This is a genomic window from Paenibacillus sp. GD4 (assembly GCF_030846225.1).
GTDB lineage: Bacteria > Bacillota > Bacilli > Paenibacillales > NBRC-103111 > Paenibacillus_G > Paenibacillus_G silviterrae.
Window position 1 is genome coordinate 12958 of sequence record NZ_JAVCYK010000001.1, and the last position, 20331, is coordinate 33288.

The following is a 20331-nucleotide window of genomic DNA, read 5'->3' on the forward strand; positions in this document are numbered from 1 at the left end:
GGGGAGAGACGTACTAATGTCCAGTCAAAAGCTTTTTAACGTCGCAGTAGTAGGCGCAACAGGTGCCGTAGGAGAACAAATCATCCGTTTGCTCGAAGAACGGAATTTCCCCATTAATGAACTGAAGCTGCTTTCTTCGGCTCGTTCTGCTGGCAAGAAGCTGAACTTCAAAGGCCAAGAAATCACATTGGAAGAAGCAACCCCGGATAGCTTCAAGGGCGTGGAGATCGCTTTGTTCAGCGCCGGCGGCGACGTCAGCCGTACGCTGGTGCCTGAGGCTGTGAAGCACGGTGCCGTATGTATCGATAACACCAGCGCATTCCGTATGGATCCGGAAACTCCGCTTGTCGTACCGGAAGTGAACTTTGACAAAATCAATGAGCATAAGGGCTGCATCGCCAACCCGAACTGCTCGACGATTCAAATGGTGCAAGCGCTGAAGCCGCTGTACGACCGTTATGGCATCTCCCGCATCATCGTGTCCACTTATCAGGCCGTATCCGGTGCCGGTGCGAGCGCCATTGCCGAGATGCTTCGTCAATCCAAGGAGGTTCTGGCCGGCAACGCGGTGGAACCGCAAATTTTGCCGGTAGGCTCCTTGCCGAAGAAGCACCAAATTGCTTTCAACGCGATTCCGCAAATCGACAAATTTGTCGATAACGGATTTACGTACGAAGAAATGAAGATGATTAACGAAACGAAGAAAATCATGGGCGATGAATCCCTTGAAGTGACGGCAACCTGCGTTCGGATTCCTGTCGTTTACGGTCACTCCGAGTCGGTATATGTGGAGCTGAAATCCGATTTCGACATTGATGAAGTGAAGCAGCTGCTAGCCGATGCTCCGGGTATCGTGCTGCAAGACAATCCGGAAGAGCAGCTGTACCCGCTTGCTACGGATGCAGCAGGCAAGCTGGAGACGTTCGTAGGCCGTGTTCGCCGCGATCTCAGCAATCCGCGTGCGCTTAATATGTGGATCGTGTCCGACAACCTGTTAAAAGGCGCAGCCTGGAATGCAGTTCAAATTGCTGAATATATTGCTATTGAGCAAAAGTAATGATCGAAACTGGCTTCCTTCACAAGAGGAAGCCAAGCTTTTGCTTAAGAGTTTGACGGCAATTTCTGACTGAAAGGGGAAATCTTCATGAAGATTCTGGTGCAGAAATTTGGGGGCACCTCCCTTTCCACAGCCGAAGCCAGAGCACATGTCATACAACACATTAAAGATGCGTTACAGCAACAGTACAAGCTAGTCGTCGTCGTATCGGCCATGGGGCGGAAGGGTGAGCCTTACGCTACGGATACCTTGCTCGATTGGATCCGGAACAATGGAGACAGGCTGCCTGCGAGAGAGAAGGACCTGCTGCTCTGCTGCGGGGAAATTATTTCTGCTGCGACCTTGTGCAGCTTACTTCATGCCGAAGGGATCCGGGCCACGGCTTTAACAGGTGCTCAAGCGGGCTTCTTGACGAATAATGATTACGGCAATGCCCAGATCGTATCCATCCAGCCTAAACGGGTGCTGGAGCTTCTGGAGCAAGGTCAGGTTGTCATCGTGACCGGGTTCCAGGGAGCGACCAGGTCGCAAGACTTCACCACGCTCGGACGAGGCGGTAGCGATACGTCAGCAACCGCGTTAGGTGCGGCACTCAAGGCGGAGCTGGTCGACATCTTCACCGACGTGAACGGTATATTGACTGCGGATCCACGCATAGTAAAGGAAGCGCAGCCTCTTTCGGTCGTCTCGTATACGGAAATATGCAATATGGCCCATCTGGGAGCCAAGGTCATTCATCCCAGAGCGGTCGAGGTGGCCATGCATGCCAACCTCCCCGTACGTGTTCGCTCGACCTTCACGAAGGATACGGGAACGCTAGTGACGCATTCGAATGCCATTCAGGAAACGGATCACGTTCAGGATCGGTTAATAACGGGGATTGCGAACTTCTCCAATATCACACAAATTCAAGTAGCTGCGGCGGACGGAAGTCTTGATCTACAGCTGAAGGTATTTAAAGCCATGGCGGATGCGAAAATCAGCGTTGATTTTATCAATGTGAATCCGTCTGGCGTTGTATATACCGTGTTTGATTACGAATCGGATAGAGCACTTCATACTCTCCGGGAGCTGGGGTACGAGCCGACGCTGACACCGCATTGCGCCAAAGTTTCCATCATTGGAGGCGGAATGAACGGAGTACCCGGTATTATGGCGCATATCGTCGAAGCGCTGACAAAAAACGATATTCAAATCCTTCAATCGGCCGACTCGAATGCAACCATTTGGGTCCTGGTTCAAGGCAAGGACATGGAGAATGCGGTTCGGGCGCTCCATTCCCAATTTCAGCTTCACAAAACAAGAGAGTAGGAGGAGAGGCACCTGTGGATTTCGGCAGATTAATTACCGCTATGGTGACCCCATTTGACAACCAGCTCCAGATCGATTGGACGCAAGTGGGCAACATCATGGATCATCTTATTGAAGAGCAAGCCAGTGACAGCTTAGTCATTTCCGGCACGACGGGCGAGTCTCCCACGCTGACGGAGGAGGAAAAGCTGAAGCTTTTTGAGTACGCCGTTACACACTCGAAGGGTCGAGCGAAAATTATCGCAGGTACGGGAAGCAACGATACGGCGCATTCGATTCATCTTTCGAAGGAAGCGGAAAAGCGCGGAGTCGACGCACTGCTCTTGGTAGCTCCTTATTATAACAGACCGTCCCAAGAGGGCTTGTATCAGCATTTTAAAGCGATTGCAGAGTCTGTCCGGATTCCTGTGATGATCTACAATGTTCCTGGGCGTACAGGCGTCAATATCGATGCTGCTACAACGGTGAGGCTCTCCCATATCCCGAACATCGTGGCAACCAAGGATTGCGCAGGAACGGATCAGTTGACGGAGATCGTTCGAGACGCAGCTCCAGGTTTTCTTGTTTACAGTGGAGATGACAGTGCCGCCTTGCCTGCCATGTCAGTCGGGGCACATGGAATTGTCAGCGTAGCCAGTCATGTGGTAGGGAATGAAATGAAGCAAATGATCAACGCCTTCCTGCAGGGAAATTTTGCAGAGGCTGCACGTCTTCACGGTCAACTGCTTCCTGTGTTTAAAGGTCTGTTCACCTTCCCAAGTCCGGCTCCGGTGAAGGCTGCATTGAATTATAAAGGGTTGCCTGTAGGAGGCGTCCGATTGCCGCTCATCCAAGCCACTGAAGAGGAAGGACGCTATATAGCATCTCTGTTCCAGTGATAGATGTCAGGGGAAACCGGTGCCGGGGACGGCATCGGTTTTACTTTTTTCGGATACAATAGGCAGTAATATAGTTGTAATGTTGGTTTACTTGTAATTCCCTATTTTAATCATGTATAATGATGGCAAGTGACTGGTGCGGTAGATTTTGGTTTGCAGCTCATACTTGAATCGTCGTCAATTACATAGAGGAGGTTTATTTCATTGTCAAAGAAGAATATAGATAAAGTTACGATTTTTGCCCTGGGCGGCGTGGGTGAAATCGGTAAGAATATGTATGTAGTTCAATATGCAAACGACATCGTAGTCATTGACTGCGGTTTAAAATTTCCGGAAGAGGACATGCTGGGGATCGATATTGTGATTCCGGACATCTCCTACTTGACGGAGAATCGCGATAAAGTAAGAGGTATTGTCATCACTCATGGACACGAGGACCATATCGGCGGACTTCCTTATGTGCTCAAGCACTTGAATGTTCCGGTTTATGCCACGCGTTTGACGATGGGTCTTATTGAAACGAAGCTGAAGGAAGCGAACCTGCTTGGTGATACGAAGCGGATTGTCATTACAGCCGATAGTGAACTGAAACTGGGCAATACCCTGACGGCGACCTTCTTCAAGACGAACCACAGTATTCCAGATTCGGTCGGGGTTTGTGTGGAGACACCGGAAGGCAATGTAGTTCATACGGGAGACTTTAAGTTCGATCAGACTCCCGTAAACGAACAATATGCCGATCTGCATAAGATGGCGGAAATCGGTCGCAAGGGTGTACTGGCCCTTCTCTCGGATAGCACGAACTCGGAGCGTCCAGGCTATACAGGATCAGAGAAAAGCGTAGGCGTTGAGATCGAGGAAGTGTTCCGTAAGGCGAAGCAGCGCGTCATTATCGCTACGTTTGCTTCGAACATTCACCGGATTCAACAGGTTATTGACGCGGCCGAAGCTACCAGACGGAAGCTTACGGTTATTGGGCGCAGCATGGTGAATGTCGTAAGCATCGCGCATGAACTGGGCTACTTGCGGATACCGGACGGGATGCTGATCGAACCGGAAGAAATCAACAAAATGGCAGCCGATCGCGTGGTCATTTTGTCGACAGGCAGCCAAGGCGAGCCGATGTCGGCCTTGACGAGGATGGCGCGGTCCACTCATCGTAAAGTGGATATATTGCCGGGGGATACCGTTATCATCGCGGCTACACCGATTCCAGGTAACGAGCGTTATGTAGGCAGAACAGTGGATGAGCTCATGCGGATTGGCGCACACGTCATCTACGGCCCTGGCTCCATTACAGGAGTACACGTTTCGGGACACGGAAGCCAGGAAGAGCTTAAGCTGATGTTGAATCTGATGCGTCCTCGTTACTTTATTCCGATTCACGGTGAATACCGGATGCTTCGACAGCATGGATTGCTTGCGGAATCTGTCGGCATTCCGAAGGAAGACATCTTTATCGTCGATAACGGCGAAACCGTGGAGATTCAAGACGGCGTAGCGCGCAAGGGCTCCAAGGTAACGGCAGGCAACATTCTCATTGACGGACTGGGCGTGGGGGACGTTGGCAACATCGTGCTTCGTGACCGCAAACTATTGTCGCAGGACGGCATCCTGGTAGTCGTTGTGACACTTAGTAAGCAGGACGGAACGATTTTGTCCGGACCGGACATTATCTCCCGAGGCTTCGTTTATGTACGGGAATCCGAAGGATTGCTGGATGAAGCGAACCGGATTGTAACGAATACGTTGCACCGATTAATGAATGAGAACGTGAACGAGTGGGCATCTCTCAAAACACATGTGAAGGATGCACTGGGACGATTCCTCTATGAACAAACCAGAAGAAGACCGATGATTCTACCGATCATCATGGAAGTCTAATATCTCGCATTAGTCACTTAACCCATTAGCAAAATAAAAACGAAAATCCAAGCTTCCTGCAGCCTGAGAAGGCACACGCAGGAAGCTTTTTCAATGCCGCGCATATCCTGCATCTGGCTGAATCATACTAGAAGAGTACATTTAGCCAACGGGGGGACGCAAACCATGCCTAATTTTTCGAACGTGGACAGCAACAAGCAGGAGCAGCCAATGTCCGAGGAGGACAAGAAGAACGCAACTGTGGAAAGCATTCAACAGCTTGGGGTAACGAGCCCGGCAACAACCGGGGAATCCAATATTTTTTGTTTGAACATTATTGGGCAGGTAGAAGGACACATCGTGCTGCCGCCGCAAAATAAAACGACGAAGTATGAACACCTCATCCCGCAGCTGGTTGCCGCCGAGCAAAATGCGAAAATTGAAGGAGTTCTCATTATTCTTAACACGGTTGGCGGCGATGTAGAAGCAGGCCTCGCGATCGCTGAGATGATTTCGACCTTGTCGAAGCCTTCCGTTACGCTTGTGCTTGGCGGAGGTCACAGCATCGGTGTGCCTATCGCGGTTTCTTCCCATCACTCCATTATCGCGGAAACAGCAACTATGACGATTCATCCGATCCGCTTGAACGGGTTAGTCATCGGGGTACCGCAAACGTTTGAATATTTGGACAAAATGCAGGAACGCGTCATTCGCTTTATTACCAGTCATTCAAAAGTGACGGAGGAAAAAATAAAGGAGCTTATGTTTAAGACCGGTGAGCTGACCCGAGATATCGGGACTACGGTCATTGGTGCCGATGCCGTAAAATACGGTTTAATCGACCGTGTAGGCGGAATTGGGGATGCCATTCGCGAGCTGAACCGCCTAATCGAGGAGCGGCGCAAAACGAAAACGGAGGGCCCTCTCCAATGACGCTATATACTATATTGCCTATCGAGTCTGTCCTACATGGTATGGATGAGATGGAGAAGGAAACTTATGTGGAGCTTAACCTTAACGGGATCATGATGCAGGTGAAGCCTTTAAACGGCCATCAAGCCTCTATTGTGAGACTGCTCAGCTGCAATCCGCAGGACTTCCTTAATCCGCAATATACTCCTGGACGCATTATTGAATTTCAGCCGGTCGGTATTTGAAAAACATAGCACGCTCATTCTGCTCACACCCAAACTATGGTATAATACCAACTTGGGGGTGAGCTTTTCTTGTCTAGAAGGAAGAAGCAAAGCAAAGGTTTGAAGGCGAATCTGAAGTTTGAATTATACGGCATCGTGATCTTAACGCTTTCGATTATTGCCTTATCCCGGGAGGGCTCAGTAGCCCGCTCGTTAACGTATTTGTTCCGTTTTATGATTGGAACTTGGGATTTTATCGTACCGCTGCTTTTTATTTATGTCGGTCTCTTTGTTATGATGAAACGGGAATGGCCGATATGGCGGACGAGCCGCAAGGCAGGGCTGCTGCTCATTGTGCTCGCTTTGCTGCTGATGAGTCATATCAGTCTGTTTGCCCAGCTGTATCCGAAGGGACAATTTACAGCAGGTCAAATCATGTCGCAAACGTGGAACAGCATGGTGAACGGACTGAGCCCGTCTGGGAAAGGACAAGCCATTCTTACTTATGAAGTAGGCGGAGGGATAGTCGGAGCCGCGCTTTACAGCGTATTGTACTTTCTCTTCAGCCAGCTTGGGGCGAAGCTCATTCAATACATGCTGTTTATAGCCGGATTTACATTAATGACGGGCTGGTCGCTTACCGATGTGCTGCAGCGTTTAAGAGGTCGTAAGTCGTTTGCGGATACGCTGCTCGGACAATACATAAGACAAATGCTGGCGAAACGGGAGCAGGCCAAACAAACGGCCATGGCAAAGGCCAAGAAGAAGCAGCCTGCAACGACCTTTGTTCCGGTCGATGACGAGGAATTCGATGAGGAGAATTTTCGTCCAGAACGCAAGGAGAAGAAGAGTGCTAAGAAGCGTCCGCTGTTCTTCGATCTTCTTCAGCCGAAGCCTGCCGAGAACCGGGCGAAGGCAGAGAAAAAGGGGGCTTCTGTTGCTGTCGAGGAGGCGGAGGAGGAAGTTTCGGTTTACCGGGCGGACGATTTGCCGCTGGACCGATTGGAAGCTGAGGAGCCCGAGCAGGATCCTGCGATCCCCGTCATTCGTGATTTCCAAGAGCACGTCAAGAGTGAAGCCGTTACCTCATCTGTTTCTACCTCTGTACCTGTTCAGGCAACGCCTCACGTATCCCACGCCAAGGAGGAGCCTATAGGGGATGAAGCTGCCGAGGACTTCGAGGTCAAGAACAAGCCCTTAGCTGTCCCTTATGTACTACCGTCCTTGCAGCTGCTCGCGAAGCCCAATATGGGCAAAGGCGCCGATTCCTTAGATTACAAGGCTGTGGCGCGAAAGCTTGAGACTACGCTCGAGAGCTTCGGCGTTCGGACCAAGGTGCTCGAGGTGGTCAGAGGGCCTTCGGTGACACGATATGAGATTCAGCCTGATGTCGGTGTGAAAGTAAGCCGAATCGTCAGTTTGACGGATGACATTGCGCTTGCCCTTGCTGCCAAGGATATTCGTATGGAAGCGCCGATCCCCGGTAAATCCGCGATCGGTATTGAAGTACCGAACACGGAGGTATCGATCGTGACCATGCGGGAGGTCATGGAAACGGCCGCCTTCCAGGATGCCGGGTCAAAGCTGTCGATTACGCTCGGCCGTGATATCTCGGGCCAGCCGATCGTAGGCAATCTGGCCCGTATGCCTCACTTGCTTGTAGCGGGTGCAACGGGGTCCGGTAAATCCGTATGTATTAACGGGATTATTACGAGCGTACTTTATAAGGCTAAACCGGATGAAGTTAAGTTTCTAATGATTGACCCTAAAATGGTTGAGCTCAATGTGTATAACGGCATTCCGCATCTTCTTGCACCGGTGGTTACGGATCCGCGCCGGGCTTCGCTGGCGCTGAAGAAGGTCGTTGTCGAGATGGAAAAGCGATATGAGCTGTTTTCCAAGAGCGGGACGAGGAATATTGAAGGCTACAACAATATGCTGCTGGAGACCCAAACCGGTGTACCCCTACCTTACATTGTAGTCATTGTGGATGAGCTTGCGGATTTAATGATGGTTGCCGCTAATGACGTGGAGGATTCCATCACACGTCTGGCCCAAATGGCGCGTGCCGCCGGTATCCACCTTATTATTGCAACACAGCGGCCGTCCGTCGATGTTATTACGGGGGTCATTAAAGCGAACATACCATCCCGTATTGCGTTCGGAGTATCCTCCCAGGTGGATTCTAGAACGATATTGGATATGGTAGGGGCGGAGAAGCTGCTTGGGCGCGGGGATATGCTGTACCTTCCAATGGGAGCTTCCAAGCCCGTCCGGGTACAAGGCGCTTTCCTATCCGATCAAGAGGTGGAAGCTGTCGTGAACTTCGTTCGGACCCAAGGACAGGCTAACTACGTTGAGGATATGGTTCCCCATGTTGAGGAGCAGCAGGATGTCCAGAACGAGGTAGAGGATGAGCTTTACGATCAGGCTGTTCAAATCATCTTGGAAGCGAAGCAGGCGTCCGTCTCGCTGCTTCAGCGGCGCATGAGAGTAGGCTATACCCGTGCGGCTCGCCTAATCGATACTATGGAAGCCAAGGGCATTGTCGGTCCTTACGAGGGCAGCAAGCCAAGAGAGGTTTTAGTCACGTTAGAACAATACCATATGAACCGTATGAGCTCTTAAGCTGCTTGCTGTTTCCAGCTTGAATAGAAGCTTACCGCCTTTCTCATAATAACCTTAAAAAGGTTGTCCATTACGATTGTGGGAAAGGTGAGTAAGCAGATGAACAAGCGGCTAGTTTTCATTACGGTTTGTTTGGTTTTTGTTCTTTTTGCAGGGTACCACATGACGCATCGCATGAACAACGTAACACAAACGTTCAGCGCGAATGAAATCCGTTACGGTGCTACAGGGTCAGATGTTTATGAGCTGCAGGGACGCTTGAAATATCTTGGGTTCTATTATGGCAATGTGGACGGTGATTTCGGCTACAACACGTTAAAATCGCTGAAATGGTTCCAATCCGAGTTCGGGTTGACGGTGGATGGCGTTGCAGGAGCCAAAACGAAGCTGAAGCTGTGGGAGGCAACCAAGAACTACAAGCCCACTGCAGCTGAACTACCTGGCGGGGGCGGAGCTGCCGCTGGCGGAGCTGGCGGTGGTGCCGGAGCAGGAGCCGGTACGGGCGGCACCGCACATACAGCGGGGATGACCGGCGCGACGCGTCTTGGTTTGTCACAGCAGGATCTGGATTTGATGGCTAATGCGGTACACGGGGAAGCCCGAGGCGAACCATACATCGGGCAAGTCGCCGTGGCCGCCGTTATTTTGAACCGTGTGGAGTCAGCAAGCTTTCCTAATACGGTATCAGGGGTTATCTTCCAGCCGGGAGCGTTCACTGCGGTAGCCGACGGTCAAATTTGGCTTACACCGAATGAAACCTCGCGTAAAGCAGTACAGGATGCCTTAAGCGGCATGGATCCGACCGGAGGCTGTATCTATTACTTTAACCCGGTGACGGCCACATCCAAATGGATTTGGTCAAGACCGCAGGTGAAGCAGATCGGCAAGCATATTTTCTGTATGTAACGATTTGAATTTGCCAAAGAAGAAGTAACCCCAAGCGGTTGCTTCTTCTATTTGTGAAGGAATATAATGGATATGCAAGAGAGGCGGGGTAGAATGAAAGGAGCGGTTGCTTTGAAAACCATTCAATTCGAGCGAAGCGCGGTCCGAAATATTCGAGTTCATGTGCTTCCGACAGAGCAGTTTAAGACATTTGCCATTTCCGTCTATGTAGGGTGTCCCCTCCAGGAGGACAGTGTCACCCAAACCGCTTTAACCCCTTTTGTTCTGCGCAGAGGGAATGAGACATACCCTGACACGAAGCAGTACCGGGAACGACTGGATGATTTGTATGGAGCCGGGTTCGGGTTCGATATCTATAAACGCGGAGACCAGCAAATGGTTCAATTCCGGATGGACGTGATTCAAGACGAATTTGTTTCCAGCAAAGAGTCTTTACTTGCGGAAGCGATGAAGTTTCTGGGAGAGACAATGACTCGCCCTGCGCTGGAGAACGGTGCCTTCGTCAAGAAGTATGTGGATTCTGAGAAAACGACGCTGCAAAAACGGCTGGAATCGATTATCAACGATAAAATCAAATACGCCGCCGAGCGCTGTATTGAAGAAATGTGTAAGGAGGAGCCATACCGGCTTCATCCGCTTGGGAAGATCGAACAGCTCGGGGCCATCGAGCCTGCGTCGCTGTACGCCTACTACCGCAATTGGCTTGAAGCGGCACCAATCGATGTTTATGTAGTTGGGAATACGACGCTGGAGCAAGTGGTACCGCTTATTGAAAAGCACTTCGGTTTGGAACGCGGTCAGGCAGCCGGATATTCCGGCCGGATTGAGCATCGGAGCGTACATGAGGTACGTGAGGTAATTGAGCGTATCGATGTGAATCAAGGGAAGCTGAACATGGGGCTGCGCGTATACACTACCTATGGAGATCCCGGTTACGCTACGGCATTAATGTACAACGGAATTTTGGGAGGATACCCGCATTCCAAGCTGTTCACGAACGTCCGGGAGAAGGCGAGTCTGGCATATTACGCATCGTCGCGGTTAGACGGGCACAAGGGAATTATGACGATTCAATCGGGGATTGAAATCGGCAATTATGAGAAGGCGGTTACTATCATCAAGGAACAGCTTCAGGCGATGCAGGACGGCCAAATCAGCGATGTGGAGCTGGGGCAGACGAAGGCGATGATTACAGGTCATCTTCGCGAGCTGCAGGATTCGGCGTTTGAATTGATCTCCTTCGACTTTAACAACGTTCTCTCAGGGGCGGATCGTACGGTGCCTTCACTGATCGAGCAGATTGAGGCGGTATCGAAAGCGGATATTCAAGCGCAAGCGCAAAAAGTAAAGCTGGATACGATCTATTTCCTTCGCGATAGAAAGGGAGGTGAATAAAATGGTGCAGGTAATTCCATACCCCCATGTTAAGGAAAAGCTATACCATGAGCAGCTTCCGAACGGCCTGCAGGTTTTTGTGCTTCCGAAGGAAGGCTTTCAGAAAACATACGCCACCTTCTCGACAAAATACGGTTCCATCGATAATCATTTTCAAGTCGTCGGATCCGAGGAGAAGCGGGTACCGGATGGAATTGCCCACTTCCTTGAGCACAAAATGTTCGAGGAGCCGGAGGGAGACATCTTCTCCAAATTCGCTGCTCAAGGAGCGTCGGCGAATGCTTTTACAAGCTTTGATCGTACCGTGTACTTATATTCAGCCAGCGGAATGGTGGAAGAAAACTTAACCACACTGCTCAACTTTGTGCAGAATCCTTATTTTACCGACGAGAATGTAGATAAGGAAAAGGGGATTATCGGTCAGGAAATTCAAATGTACCGCGATAATGCGGACTGGCGATCTTACTTTGGTTTGATTGAGACGATGTATCATACACATCCGGTCCATATTGACATTGCCGGAACGATTGATTCCATCGGTCAAATTACCAAGGAAATGCTGTACGACTGCTACCACACCTTCTACCACCCCAGTAACATGAGTGTCTTTGTGGTGGGAGGCGTGGACCCTGAGCGAATTCTGGAGCTCATTCGGGACAATCAGGCGAAGAAGGATTACCAACCGCAGGGGGAGATCAAACGGTTCTTCGAGCAGGAGCCGGCCTCCGTAAAGGAGCCGAGAAGGGTGACGGTTCTGCCAGTATCACTCCCCAAATGCTTGTTTGGCTGTAAAGAGCCCGAGCAATCCTTAAAGGGACGGGAGCTTCTGAAGCGGGAGCTTACGATGAAGCTGCTGTTTGATATTCTCTTAAGCCCAAGCTCCGCCATTTACCAGAAGCTGTACGATGAGCAGCTGATATCGGATAATTTCGGTACGGAATACAACATTGGCGAGAACTACGCTTTCTCTGTCATGGGCGGAGATACGAAGGATCCGGATCAATTGATTGAGCGTGTCAAAGCGGAAATCAACGCGGTCAAGGGAAGCGGCATCCGCGAAGAGGATTTTGAACGAAGCAGAAGAAAAAAGGTGGGGGGATTTCTTCGCCAGCTTAACTCGCCTGAAGCGATTGCTAATGAATTTACCAAATATCGATTTAAGGATATCGATTTGTTCGACATTGCTCCGGTGTATGAAGAATTGACTCTGGCTGATGTAAACGAACAGCTGCAGCGGCATTTCGACTGGAATCAGCTTGCAGTATCGATCGTGAAGAGTGATAACGCATGAGTATAGATCCTAAGCCTTTTACTGAACAAACGGTACTCATTACAGGAGCCAGCCGTGGAATCGGCGCCGCCATTGCGCGGCGCTTTTCCTCCATTGGCATGAATGTGGTGATTCATTACCTGCAGTCCCATGAGGCTGCGAACGAAACGGCGCGGAGCTGTATGAGTCACGGCTCGAAGGTTCTTACCGTTACAGCGGATCTCCGTTCCAAGGAGCAGATTGAGCGCATGCAGGAGAAGCTGGAGCATCACGGACTGATACCCGATATTTTAGTAAACAATGCCGGTATTTCTCATTACGGGCTTCTGTCCGATGTAACGGAAGAGCAATGGGACGAAGTAATGGATATTAATCTCAAAGGTACCTTCCTGATGAGTCAGCACTTTATGAAGCCGATGATTGCCCGTAAGTACGGGCGAATTATAAACGTATCCTCCATCTGGGGCATTTCCGGAGCGTCCTGCGAGGTTGCCTATTCGACAGCCAAGGGGGGCTTAAATGCCTTCACGAAGGCATTGGCCAAAGAGCTTGCCCCGTCGGGAGTAACGGTAAATGCAGTAGCGCCCGGCGCGGTAGATACGCAAATGCTGTCCGGATTCAATGACCAGGAGAAGGCGGCGCTGGAAAACGATATTCCTGTAGGCCGATTCGCACAGCCGGATGAAATCGCTTCCCTCGTTTATTTTCTTGCACTGCCTGAATCAGGCTATATTACCGGTCAAATCATCAGTCCTAACGGAGGCTGGCTGACCTGATTAAGGTATAATCAAAGCCCAAATGGTGAACCTTAACCTTTGTAACGACCACTTATCATTACAAAGGAGGAATCGGATCATGGCAACTGTATTGAAGGTGTTCGAGCGTTGGAAAGAATTTTTGGGTAACCGCGTAGAGCAGGCGGAAAAAGCGGGGATGTCCGAAGAGACAATCTCCAAGCTGGCTTTCCAAATCGGTGAGTTCCTTTCCGATAAAGTAGATCCGGAGAACAAAGAAGAACGCGTACTGAAAGAGCTTTGGGACGTAAGTGACGAAACCGAGAGAAAAACGCTTGCGAAAATTATGGTCAAGCTTGCGAAAAATAATAACTAACGGTATACGGCAATAATGCAAGCCTCCTCTTGTGGGAGGCTTTTCCTTGCATTTCATGCTATACTAGGGAAACAATCATGGGAAACAGGAGAGTTTGAACGAAGATGTACAGAGTGAAGTGGACTTTATTATGCTTGTGTTTTTTGAGCTTGATGTCATTAGCCGCTTGCGGTAGAAACATTCCTGTTATTGACCCTGCGCTTCTGGAATCCAAATCCTCGATTTTGATGATTACCAGACCTCATCTACCGGACGCGCTCTACGCCCAAATCGGACAAACGTTGAACAGCTGGAGAGATCAGCACCATATCGCCTACGAATGGCTTCCTGGCACGGCTGCGCTGCAGGAGGAGCAAACAGCAAAAGTCCGTGCAGGTGCATATGATTATATCATTGTCGTTGGAACCGAACCGGTTCGCAACCTGCTGCCGTTAGCCTCCTCCATGCCGGAGAAGCGCTGGATTTTTCTTGATGACGCCATGGGAGCAGCCGTTCCGGCTATAACGGAGAAACATATCTCTTTGCGTCATGTTCCGGAAGGGCTCATCCAATCGGAATGGGACGAGTGGGTTAGACAGCAGCTTGTAACTGGGCGTATGATCGAATGGGTGACCACTGCCGCGTATCCGATTCCGGCCGATTGGGCGCCATCCGAAGAGGCGGAGTGCATCACGCTTGCCGACGCAAACGGCTGGTTTCAGCAGCTGCAGTTTCAAGTGAAATCTCACGGCCCCGCTTGGATTGTGACTTACGCTCCAATCGATTCAGCATCAATGCAACGATTAAGAACATTGCAGGTACCTGTAATGAATCTGGCCTCAACCGTAGTGGACCTGCAGTGGGATGCTATTTTGAAGGATATTCGGGAACAGCTGGTTTCCCACACGTTGAAGCCCGGTTCGAGGGTATATCAAACTAACGAAATGAAGGTAATCAAGAGTTCTTAAAAATATTATGAATTTTAAGAAGGGTTTTTGCGAATTTTGTAGAATATTTTTGTAACAAATGACAAAAATGAAGAACGGAGCTTTCGACATGGCCAACGAACATAATGAAGTTAAGCAGTGGTATATGGAGTACCGAATACATAAGAACCGTCCGGGTCTTCTTGGGGATATCGCTTCGCTTATGGGGATGCTGGATATTAATATAGTCACAATTAACGGGGTAGAAGACCGTACGCGCGGATTGCTGCTGCAAACCCATGATGAGGAAAAAATCGAATTAATGGGTAAAATGTTGAAAAAAGTGGATAATATAACTATTACTGCTTTAAGACCGCCGAAATTGGTGGATATTCTTGCCGTTCGTCACGGCCGTTACATCGAACGAGATTCGGACGACCGCAAAACGTTCCGCTTCACTCGGGATGAATTAGGCCTTCTTGTCGATTTTCTCGGGGAAATCTTCAAGCGTGAAGGCAACCAGGTTGTAGGACTTCGAGGCATGCCCCGTGTAGGTAAGACCGAATCGATTATCGCAGGAAGCGTTTGCTCTAACAAGCGCTGGACCTTTGTATCTTCCACCCTGCTGAGACAGACGGTTCGCAGCCAATTATCCGAGGATGAAATGAATCCGAACAACGTGTTCATCATTGACGGTATCGTTTCCACGATCCGTTCTAACGAGAAGCATCACGCGCTTCTCCAAGAAATCATGAATATGCCTTCCACAAAGGTTATTGAGCATCCAGATATTTTTATCAGGGAATCGGAATATACATATGATCGTTTCGACTATATTGTAGAGCTGCGGAATTCGCCGGATGAGGAAATTAATTACGAATCGTTCACCAGCGGCTTCGACGACTATTGAAGCATTACTGACAACCATCAGCTGAAGGGGTGACAAAATGTCCGATCTCGGTTCATTGCTGCGGAAAGCGCGATTGGAGAAAAAAATATCACTCGAGGATCTTCAAGAAACGACCAAAATTCGCAAGGCCTACTTGGAAGCGATTGAAGAAGGAAACTACAAGATGCTTCCCGGGAATTTTTATGTACGTGCCTTTATTAAAACGTACGCGGAAGCGGTAGGCCTCGATCCGAACGAAGTGCTGAATCTTTACCAAAGCGTCATCCCTTCGCCGGAGCCAGAGCATGTGGAGCCGATCCGCAGCAAGCGAACCTCGCGCAATACGGAGCGGATCGGCAAATGGGCTTCCAATGTGATGATGATTTCCTTTGTCGTTCTGATTCTAGGGATCATCTATTATTACCTTCAGAACAACTACCAAGGTCCGGCGAGCGACGTCAGCAATGAGCCTCGCAGGGTGACCGATAACGTTATTCCGAGCACGCCTAACCCTGCTCCCGCGGCCAATCCGGACGGGGGCACCGGTACGCTTGCCGTTAAGCCCCCCGAGCAGGTGGCCGCGAAGCCGCCCGAGCCTCCGAAGATTGAAGTGAAGCTGGACCGGAGTGAACGGGGGACTGACTATTACACCGTGACCAACACGGACAAACTGCAGATTGTCATGAAGGTGACCGGGGAAATGTGCTGGGTTGAGGTTGATTCGATCCAGGGTGAGAAGCGCTCCGTAATCGATCAGGGAACCTACCATAACGGAAGCGAGAAAACCTGGGAGCTTCCGAATTCCGCCTTCCTTATCTTCGGCAGATCCAACGCTGTAGAGCTGCTTGTGAACGGAACTCCGGTTACCGTAGGGGACACCCCTAATGCAAAGCGTATACAGGTGGATTTGGTGAAGCAAGGTACATAATAGGAGTATCGTAACGGGAAGACACGCTTAGCCTTTGTGCTGAGGGTGTCTTTTTTGGTAAAATAGGGGAGTGAACATTTTAATCGTCAGTAAAGGAAGTGCGGCAATGAGCTCAGAAAATTCATTTGACATTGTTTCGAAGGTCGATTTGCAGGAATTGAATAACGCGATTAATCAAGCGGAGAAGGAGATCGCCACTCGTTTTGACTTCAAAGGAAGCAAGAGCAGCATTGCGCTGGAGAAGGAGGATCTGGTCGTTATCTCCGATGATGAATTTAAGCTTCAGAATGTGCTCGATATTTTACAATCGAAGATGGCGAAGCGCGGTATTGCATTGAAAAATCTTGATTACGGTAAGGTTGAGCCTGCTGCGGGCAGTACGGTTCGCCAGCGCATCAAGGTGAAGCAGGGAGTGGATCAGGATAACGCGAAGAAGATCAACGTGCTGATCCGGGATTCTAAGCTGAAGGTCAAAAGCCAGATTCAAGGCGATCAAATCCGTGTGACCGGCAAAAGCAAGGATGATCTTCAAGCTGTCATGCAGCTGCTGCGCAAATCGGATATTTCCTTGGATTTGCAGTTTATCAATTTCCGATAATGTGCGGATGATAGAGCTTGCCCTTGCCTTTCCATCTGGAAAGCAGGGGCCTTTATTTTTTGACACTCTTGATTCGCTTATATTATACTTGTAGCATGCAGTTTTCTAGGGAAAAAAGTTTGGAGGATCATTCATGACAGAGAAAGTTAAAGTGGTTACCCTCGGATGTGAGAAGAACCTGGTGGATTCGGAAATCATGTCCGGTCTCATCCATGAGCGCGGGTATTCGCTTGTCACCGAGAAGGAAGAGGCTACGGTTATCATTGTCAATACATGCGGTTTCATCGATGCAGCCAAGGAGGAATCGGTTAATACGATTCTGGATATGGCTGAGCTGAAGCAAACGGCGAATCTCAAGGCGCTCATCGTATCGGGCTGCTTGACGCAGCGCTACAAGGACGAGATGATGAAGGAGATGCCGGAGATCGACGGAATCGTAGGAACCGGTGATTTTGATAAAATCAACGAGATCATCGACCAAGCGTTAAGCGGACGCAAGCCGGTACTGGTCGGCAATCCGGTGTTTAATTACGAGAAGAAGCTGCCTAGACGCGTAACGACGCCTCGGTATACCGCTTATGTCAAAATCGCTGAGGGCTGCGACAATGCATGTACGTTCTGCAGTATTCCGATCATGCGGGGAAAATTCCGCAGCCGGAGCATGGAATCCATCCTTGATGAGGTGCAGCAGCTTGCGTCTCAAGGCGTGAAGGAAATCAGTCTCATTGCACAGGATTCTACGAATTACGGTACGGATTTGTATGACGGATTTATGCTGCCCGCACTGCTGAATAAGGTTAGTGAGGTACCCGGTATTGAATGGGTACGGCTTCATTATGCTTACCCCGGCTTCTTTACGGACGAGCTGATCGATGTGATAGCCTCGAACCCTAAGGTATGCAAGTATATTGACATGCCGCTGCAGCACAGCGAGGATTCGATACTGAAGCGGATGAGAAGACCGGGCCGCCAGCGCGATACGCGCGAGCTTGTCAAGAAAATCCGGGAGCGGATTCCGAACGTATCCCTGCGAACTTCTCTCATCGTCGGCTTCCCGGGGGAAACGGAAGAGGATTTCGAGAATTTGAAGCAATTCGTTCGTGAAATGCAGTTTGATCGTTTGGGCGTATTTACGTATTCGCAAGAAGAGGATACACCGGCATCCCGCCTGCCTGACCAGCTGCCTGAGGATGTGAAGGAATACCGGGCGAATGTGCTGATGGAAATCCAACGCGAAATTTCCAATGAGCGTAACGGGCACCGCATCGGACAAGTAATCGATGTGCTGATCGAGAAGTACGACGGACGCAACGATGTGTACGTAGGCCGTTCCCAGTACGACGCTCCGGAAATCGACGGAGAAGTATTCGTCGGCGGAGCTAAGCTTGCCATCGGCCAAATGGCCAAGGTGCGTATTACCCACTCGTTCGAGTTCGATTTGTCCGGGGAGGTTGTGGCATGAACCTGGCCAACCGCATCACCTTGGTTAGGATTCTCTTAGTTCCCATCATTATGTTCTTTTTGCTCGTAAAGGTGAAATTTCCACACATCCGGATCGAGCAATTCAGCATTACCTACAATCAAATTATCGCCGTGCTGATCTTTATTATTGCTGCCAGCACGGATAGTCTCGACGGTTATATCGCACGGAAGAGAAAGCTTGTCACGAATTTGGGCAAGCTTCTCGACCCGCTTGCGGATAAGCTTCTTGTTTCCGCCGTGCTTGTATCTCTGGTTGAGATGGATAAGCTTGATGCATGGATTGCGATTGTTATCATCAGCCGCGAGTTTGCCGTGACGGGATTGCGCCAAATCGCCTTGCTGGAAGGCCATGTCATGGCGGCCAGCAAGTGGGGCAAATGGAAGACCGGCGTTCAGATTACGGCTATTATCGCGCTTCTCATTAACAATTTTCCATTCGCGCTCATCAATTTCCGATTCGATGTAATAGCAAGCTGGGTGGCTGCCATTATCACCCTGTATTCCGGTTACGATTATTTTGTGAAAAATAAGCATGTCATGAACTTAGATGACGCATAAACAGTAGGCCTCGCCTATTGTTTTTGTATTTTATCCCACGCCGAAAGCGGGTACATAACATGAAAGCCGAAATCATTGCGGTAGGAACCGAATTGCTGATGGGCCAGATCGTCAATACGAATGCACAGTACATAGCCCGTGCTTGCGCGGATATCGGGGTAGGCGTGTATTATCAGACCGTGGTTGGAGATAACCCGGAGAGAATGATGGAAACCTTTCGTATTGCCATGAGCCGAGCAGATGTTGTCATTTGTACAGGGGGGCTTGGACCGACACAGGACGACCTGACGAAGGATGTGCTGGCCGAGCTGGTTCGGCAGAAGCTGGTGCTGCACCGGCCTTCCATGGAGAAGATCGAGGAGCTGTTCCGCAAACGGAACATGCCGATGGTGGAGAGCAATGCCCGTCAGGCATTGATGCCGGAGCACAGCGATCCGCTGCAGAATGACACAGGTCTTGCCGTTGGAGTAGCGTTAACTTTCGAGGGAACACATTTTATTCTGCTGCCGGGGCCACCGAAGGAAATGAAGCCGATGTTCGACCGCTATGCAGCTCCATGGATTCAGTCCAGACTGGAGGGAGTACAGCCGCTGCATTCGGTGATGCTGAAATTTGCCGGAATCGGCGAATCGCTGCTGGAGCATGAATTGATTGATTTAATAAAGGAGCAGACGGATCCTACCATCGCGCCTTATGCAAAGGAAGGAGAGGTAGCGATACGTCTGACTACTAGGGCAGCTACGGCTGCAGAGGCAGAGAGCAGGCTTAAGCCGCTGGAAGAAGAAATTCGCCGGCGTTTAGGACAGCATGTATATGCTTCGGAGGATATTACAATCGAACAGCAAATCGTGCGGATGCTGAAGGAGCGCGGACAGAAGCTGGCTGTAGCGGAGAGCTGCTCCGGCGGTCTGCTGAGCGATATGCTGACGGCCATACCGGGCAGCTCCGCAGCGTTTGCGGGAGGCATTGTCTGTTACTCCAATGAGCTGAAGCATAAGCTCCTGGGGGTGCCTATGGAGCAGCTGGAGGGGCCGTCGGCTCTGGGGGCGATCAGCGAACAGACGGCGAGAACACTCGCAGAGCAGCTGCTTGTTCGGGTGACGGCGGATTACGGCATATCCGTCACAGGGGTTGCCGGTCCGGACGAATCGGAAGGCAAGCCGGTCGGAACTGTCTACGTTGGACTTGCGGTTCGCGGCGGGCAAACGACGGTATTTCCGCTGCAGCTCTCGGGAAACCGGGAATCTATCAAGCTTCGCTCGGCGAAAAGCGCTTTATACCAACTGTGGAAGCTGCTAAAAACATAGTTGCCAATCCATAGAAAGTAAGCTATAATTTCTTATAACGGAAGCACCGTAACAAGTTCATCATCAATTTGTTACGGTTTTTCTTTTGCCACTGATGCGAATGTATGTTC

19 protein-coding genes are annotated in these 20331 nt (G+C 50.2%); all 19 read left to right on the forward strand.

Going from position 1 to position 20331, the window contains the following annotated elements; all coding sequences use genetic code 11:
• Window positions 1-16 precede the first annotated feature (16 nt).
• Window positions 17-1057 (forward strand): aspartate-semialdehyde dehydrogenase, encoded by a 1041-nt coding sequence (locus RAC89_RS00065; protein ID WP_306611022.1) that lies wholly within the window; start codon window positions 17-19, stop codon window positions 1055-1057.
• An 87-nt stretch (window positions 1058-1144) separates the two neighbouring features.
• Complete coding sequence (dapG, locus tag RAC89_RS00070) at window positions 1145-2368, forward strand: aspartate kinase (protein WP_306611023.1); 1224 nt, start codon at window positions 1145-1147, stop codon at window positions 2366-2368.
• A 14-nt stretch (window positions 2369-2382) separates the two neighbouring features.
• The gene (gene dapA, locus RAC89_RS00075; protein WP_306611024.1) at window positions 2383-3246 is read left to right on the forward strand and encodes a 4-hydroxy-tetrahydrodipicolinate synthase; all 864 of its coding nucleotides are present in this window, start codon (window positions 2383-2385) and stop codon (window positions 3244-3246) included.
• Window positions 3247-3450: 204 nt separating this feature from the next.
• Window positions 3451-5130, forward strand: a complete 1680-nt coding sequence (locus RAC89_RS00080; RefSeq protein WP_284639138.1) for a ribonuclease J — start codon at window positions 3451-3453, stop codon at window positions 5128-5130.
• Window positions 5131-5295: 165 nt separating this feature from the next.
• Window positions 5296-6042, forward strand: a complete 747-nt coding sequence (locus RAC89_RS00085) for a ClpP family protease (protein WP_284639140.1) — start codon at window positions 5296-5298, stop codon at window positions 6040-6042.
• Window positions 6039-6266, forward strand: coding sequence for a YlzJ-like family protein (locus RAC89_RS00090; protein ID WP_306611025.1), 228 nt, complete (start codon window positions 6039-6041; stop codon window positions 6264-6266). Before RAC89_RS00085 ends, RAC89_RS00090 begins: the two co-directional genes overlap by 4 nt.
• Window positions 6267-6335: 69 nt before the next feature.
• The gene (locus RAC89_RS00095) at window positions 6336-8873 is read left to right on the forward strand and encodes a DNA translocase FtsK (protein WP_306611026.1); all 2538 of its coding nucleotides are present in this window, start codon (window positions 6336-6338) and stop codon (window positions 8871-8873) included.
• Window positions 8874-8972: 99 nt separating this feature from the next.
• Complete coding sequence (sleB, locus tag RAC89_RS00100) at window positions 8973-9779, forward strand: spore cortex-lytic enzyme (RefSeq protein WP_306611027.1); 807 nt, start codon at window positions 8973-8975, stop codon at window positions 9777-9779.
• Between the two features lie 93 nt (window positions 9780-9872).
• A complete protein-coding gene (gene yfmF, locus RAC89_RS00105; RefSeq protein ID WP_306611028.1) occupies window positions 9873-11174 on the forward strand; it encodes an EF-P 5-aminopentanol modification-associated protein YfmF in 1302 nt (433 codons plus the stop codon).
• A 4-nt stretch (window positions 11175-11178) separates the two neighbouring features.
• Entirely contained in the window at window positions 11179-12465 is a 1287-nt protein-coding gene (gene yfmH / locus RAC89_RS00110; RefSeq protein ID WP_306616003.1) for an EF-P 5-aminopentanol modification-associated protein YfmH, read from the forward strand.
• On the forward strand, window positions 12462-13220 hold the full coding sequence (gene ymfI / locus RAC89_RS00115) for an elongation factor P 5-aminopentanone reductase (RefSeq protein WP_306611029.1): 759 nt from the start codon (window positions 12462-12464) through the stop codon (window positions 13218-13220). The genes yfmH and ymfI overlap by 4 nt, the downstream gene beginning before the upstream one ends.
• Before the next feature lie 79 nt (window positions 13221-13299).
• Complete coding sequence (locus RAC89_RS00120) at window positions 13300-13554, forward strand: DUF3243 domain-containing protein (protein ID WP_306611030.1); 255 nt, start codon at window positions 13300-13302, stop codon at window positions 13552-13554.
• A gap of 149 nt (window positions 13555-13703) precedes the next feature.
• Complete coding sequence (locus RAC89_RS00125; protein WP_306611031.1) at window positions 13704-14501, forward strand: hypothetical protein; 798 nt, start codon at window positions 13704-13706, stop codon at window positions 14499-14501.
• 88 nt (window positions 14502-14589) lie between these two features.
• On the forward strand, window positions 14590-15369 hold the full coding sequence (locus RAC89_RS00130; protein WP_306616004.1) for a DUF3388 domain-containing protein: 780 nt from the start codon (window positions 14590-14592) through the stop codon (window positions 15367-15369).
• Between the two features lie 37 nt (window positions 15370-15406).
• A complete protein-coding gene (locus tag RAC89_RS00135) occupies window positions 15407-16276 on the forward strand; it encodes a helix-turn-helix domain-containing protein (RefSeq protein ID WP_306611032.1) in 870 nt (289 codons plus the stop codon).
• Window positions 16277-16382: 106 nt separating this feature from the next.
• Window positions 16383-16874, forward strand: coding sequence for a YajQ family cyclic di-GMP-binding protein (locus RAC89_RS00140; RefSeq protein ID WP_284639162.1), 492 nt, complete (start codon window positions 16383-16385; stop codon window positions 16872-16874).
• 133 nt (window positions 16875-17007) lie between these two features.
• Entirely contained in the window at window positions 17008-18336 is a 1329-nt protein-coding gene (gene rimO / locus RAC89_RS00145) for a 30S ribosomal protein S12 methylthiotransferase RimO (RefSeq protein ID WP_284639163.1), read from the forward strand.
• Window positions 18333-18914, forward strand: coding sequence for a CDP-diacylglycerol--glycerol-3-phosphate 3-phosphatidyltransferase (pgsA, locus tag RAC89_RS00150; RefSeq protein ID WP_284639165.1), 582 nt, complete (start codon window positions 18333-18335; stop codon window positions 18912-18914). The genes rimO and pgsA overlap by 4 nt, the downstream gene beginning before the upstream one ends.
• 59 nt (window positions 18915-18973) lie before the next feature.
• The gene (locus RAC89_RS00155) at window positions 18974-20221 is read left to right on the forward strand and encodes a competence/damage-inducible protein A (RefSeq protein ID WP_306611033.1); all 1248 of its coding nucleotides are present in this window, start codon (window positions 18974-18976) and stop codon (window positions 20219-20221) included.
• Window positions 20222-20331: the final 110 nt, after the last annotated feature.

What these genes read in the sequence shown, in the direction of transcription:
- RAC89_RS00065 (WP_306611022.1), top strand. Translation starts at nt 17, where the DNA reads ATGTCCAGTCAAAAGCTTTTTAACGTCGCAGTAGTAGGCGCAACAGGT.
- dapG (WP_306611023.1), top strand. Translation starts at nt 1,145, where the DNA reads ATGAAGATTCTGGTGCAGAAATTTGGGGGCACCTCCCTTTCCACAGCC.
- RAC89_RS00085 (WP_284639140.1), top strand. Translation starts at nt 5,296, where the DNA reads ATGCCTAATTTTTCGAACGTGGACAGCAACAAGCAGGAGCAGCCAATG.
- RAC89_RS00090 (WP_306611025.1), top strand. Translation starts at nt 6,039, where the DNA reads ATGACGCTATATACTATATTGCCTATCGAGTCTGTCCTACATGGTATG.
- sleB (WP_306611027.1), top strand. Translation starts at nt 8,973, where the DNA reads ATGAACAAGCGGCTAGTTTTCATTACGGTTTGTTTGGTTTTTGTTCTT.
- yfmF (WP_306611028.1), top strand. Translation starts at nt 9,873, where the DNA reads ATGAAAGGAGCGGTTGCTTTGAAAACCATTCAATTCGAGCGAAGCGCG.
- ymfI (WP_306611029.1), top strand. Translation starts at nt 12,462, where the DNA reads ATGAGTATAGATCCTAAGCCTTTTACTGAACAAACGGTACTCATTACA.
- RAC89_RS00120 (WP_306611030.1), top strand. Translation starts at nt 13,300, where the DNA reads ATGGCAACTGTATTGAAGGTGTTCGAGCGTTGGAAAGAATTTTTGGGT.
- RAC89_RS00130 (WP_306616004.1), top strand. Translation starts at nt 14,590, where the DNA reads ATGGCCAACGAACATAATGAAGTTAAGCAGTGGTATATGGAGTACCGA.
- RAC89_RS00135 (WP_306611032.1), top strand. Translation starts at nt 15,407, where the DNA reads ATGTCCGATCTCGGTTCATTGCTGCGGAAAGCGCGATTGGAGAAAAAA.
- RAC89_RS00140 (WP_284639162.1), top strand. Translation starts at nt 16,383, where the DNA reads ATGAGCTCAGAAAATTCATTTGACATTGTTTCGAAGGTCGATTTGCAG.
- rimO (WP_284639163.1), top strand. Translation starts at nt 17,008, where the DNA reads ATGACAGAGAAAGTTAAAGTGGTTACCCTCGGATGTGAGAAGAACCTG.
- pgsA (WP_284639165.1), top strand. Translation starts at nt 18,333, where the DNA reads ATGAACCTGGCCAACCGCATCACCTTGGTTAGGATTCTCTTAGTTCCC.
- RAC89_RS00155 (WP_306611033.1), top strand. Translation starts at nt 18,974, where the DNA reads ATGAAAGCCGAAATCATTGCGGTAGGAACCGAATTGCTGATGGGCCAG.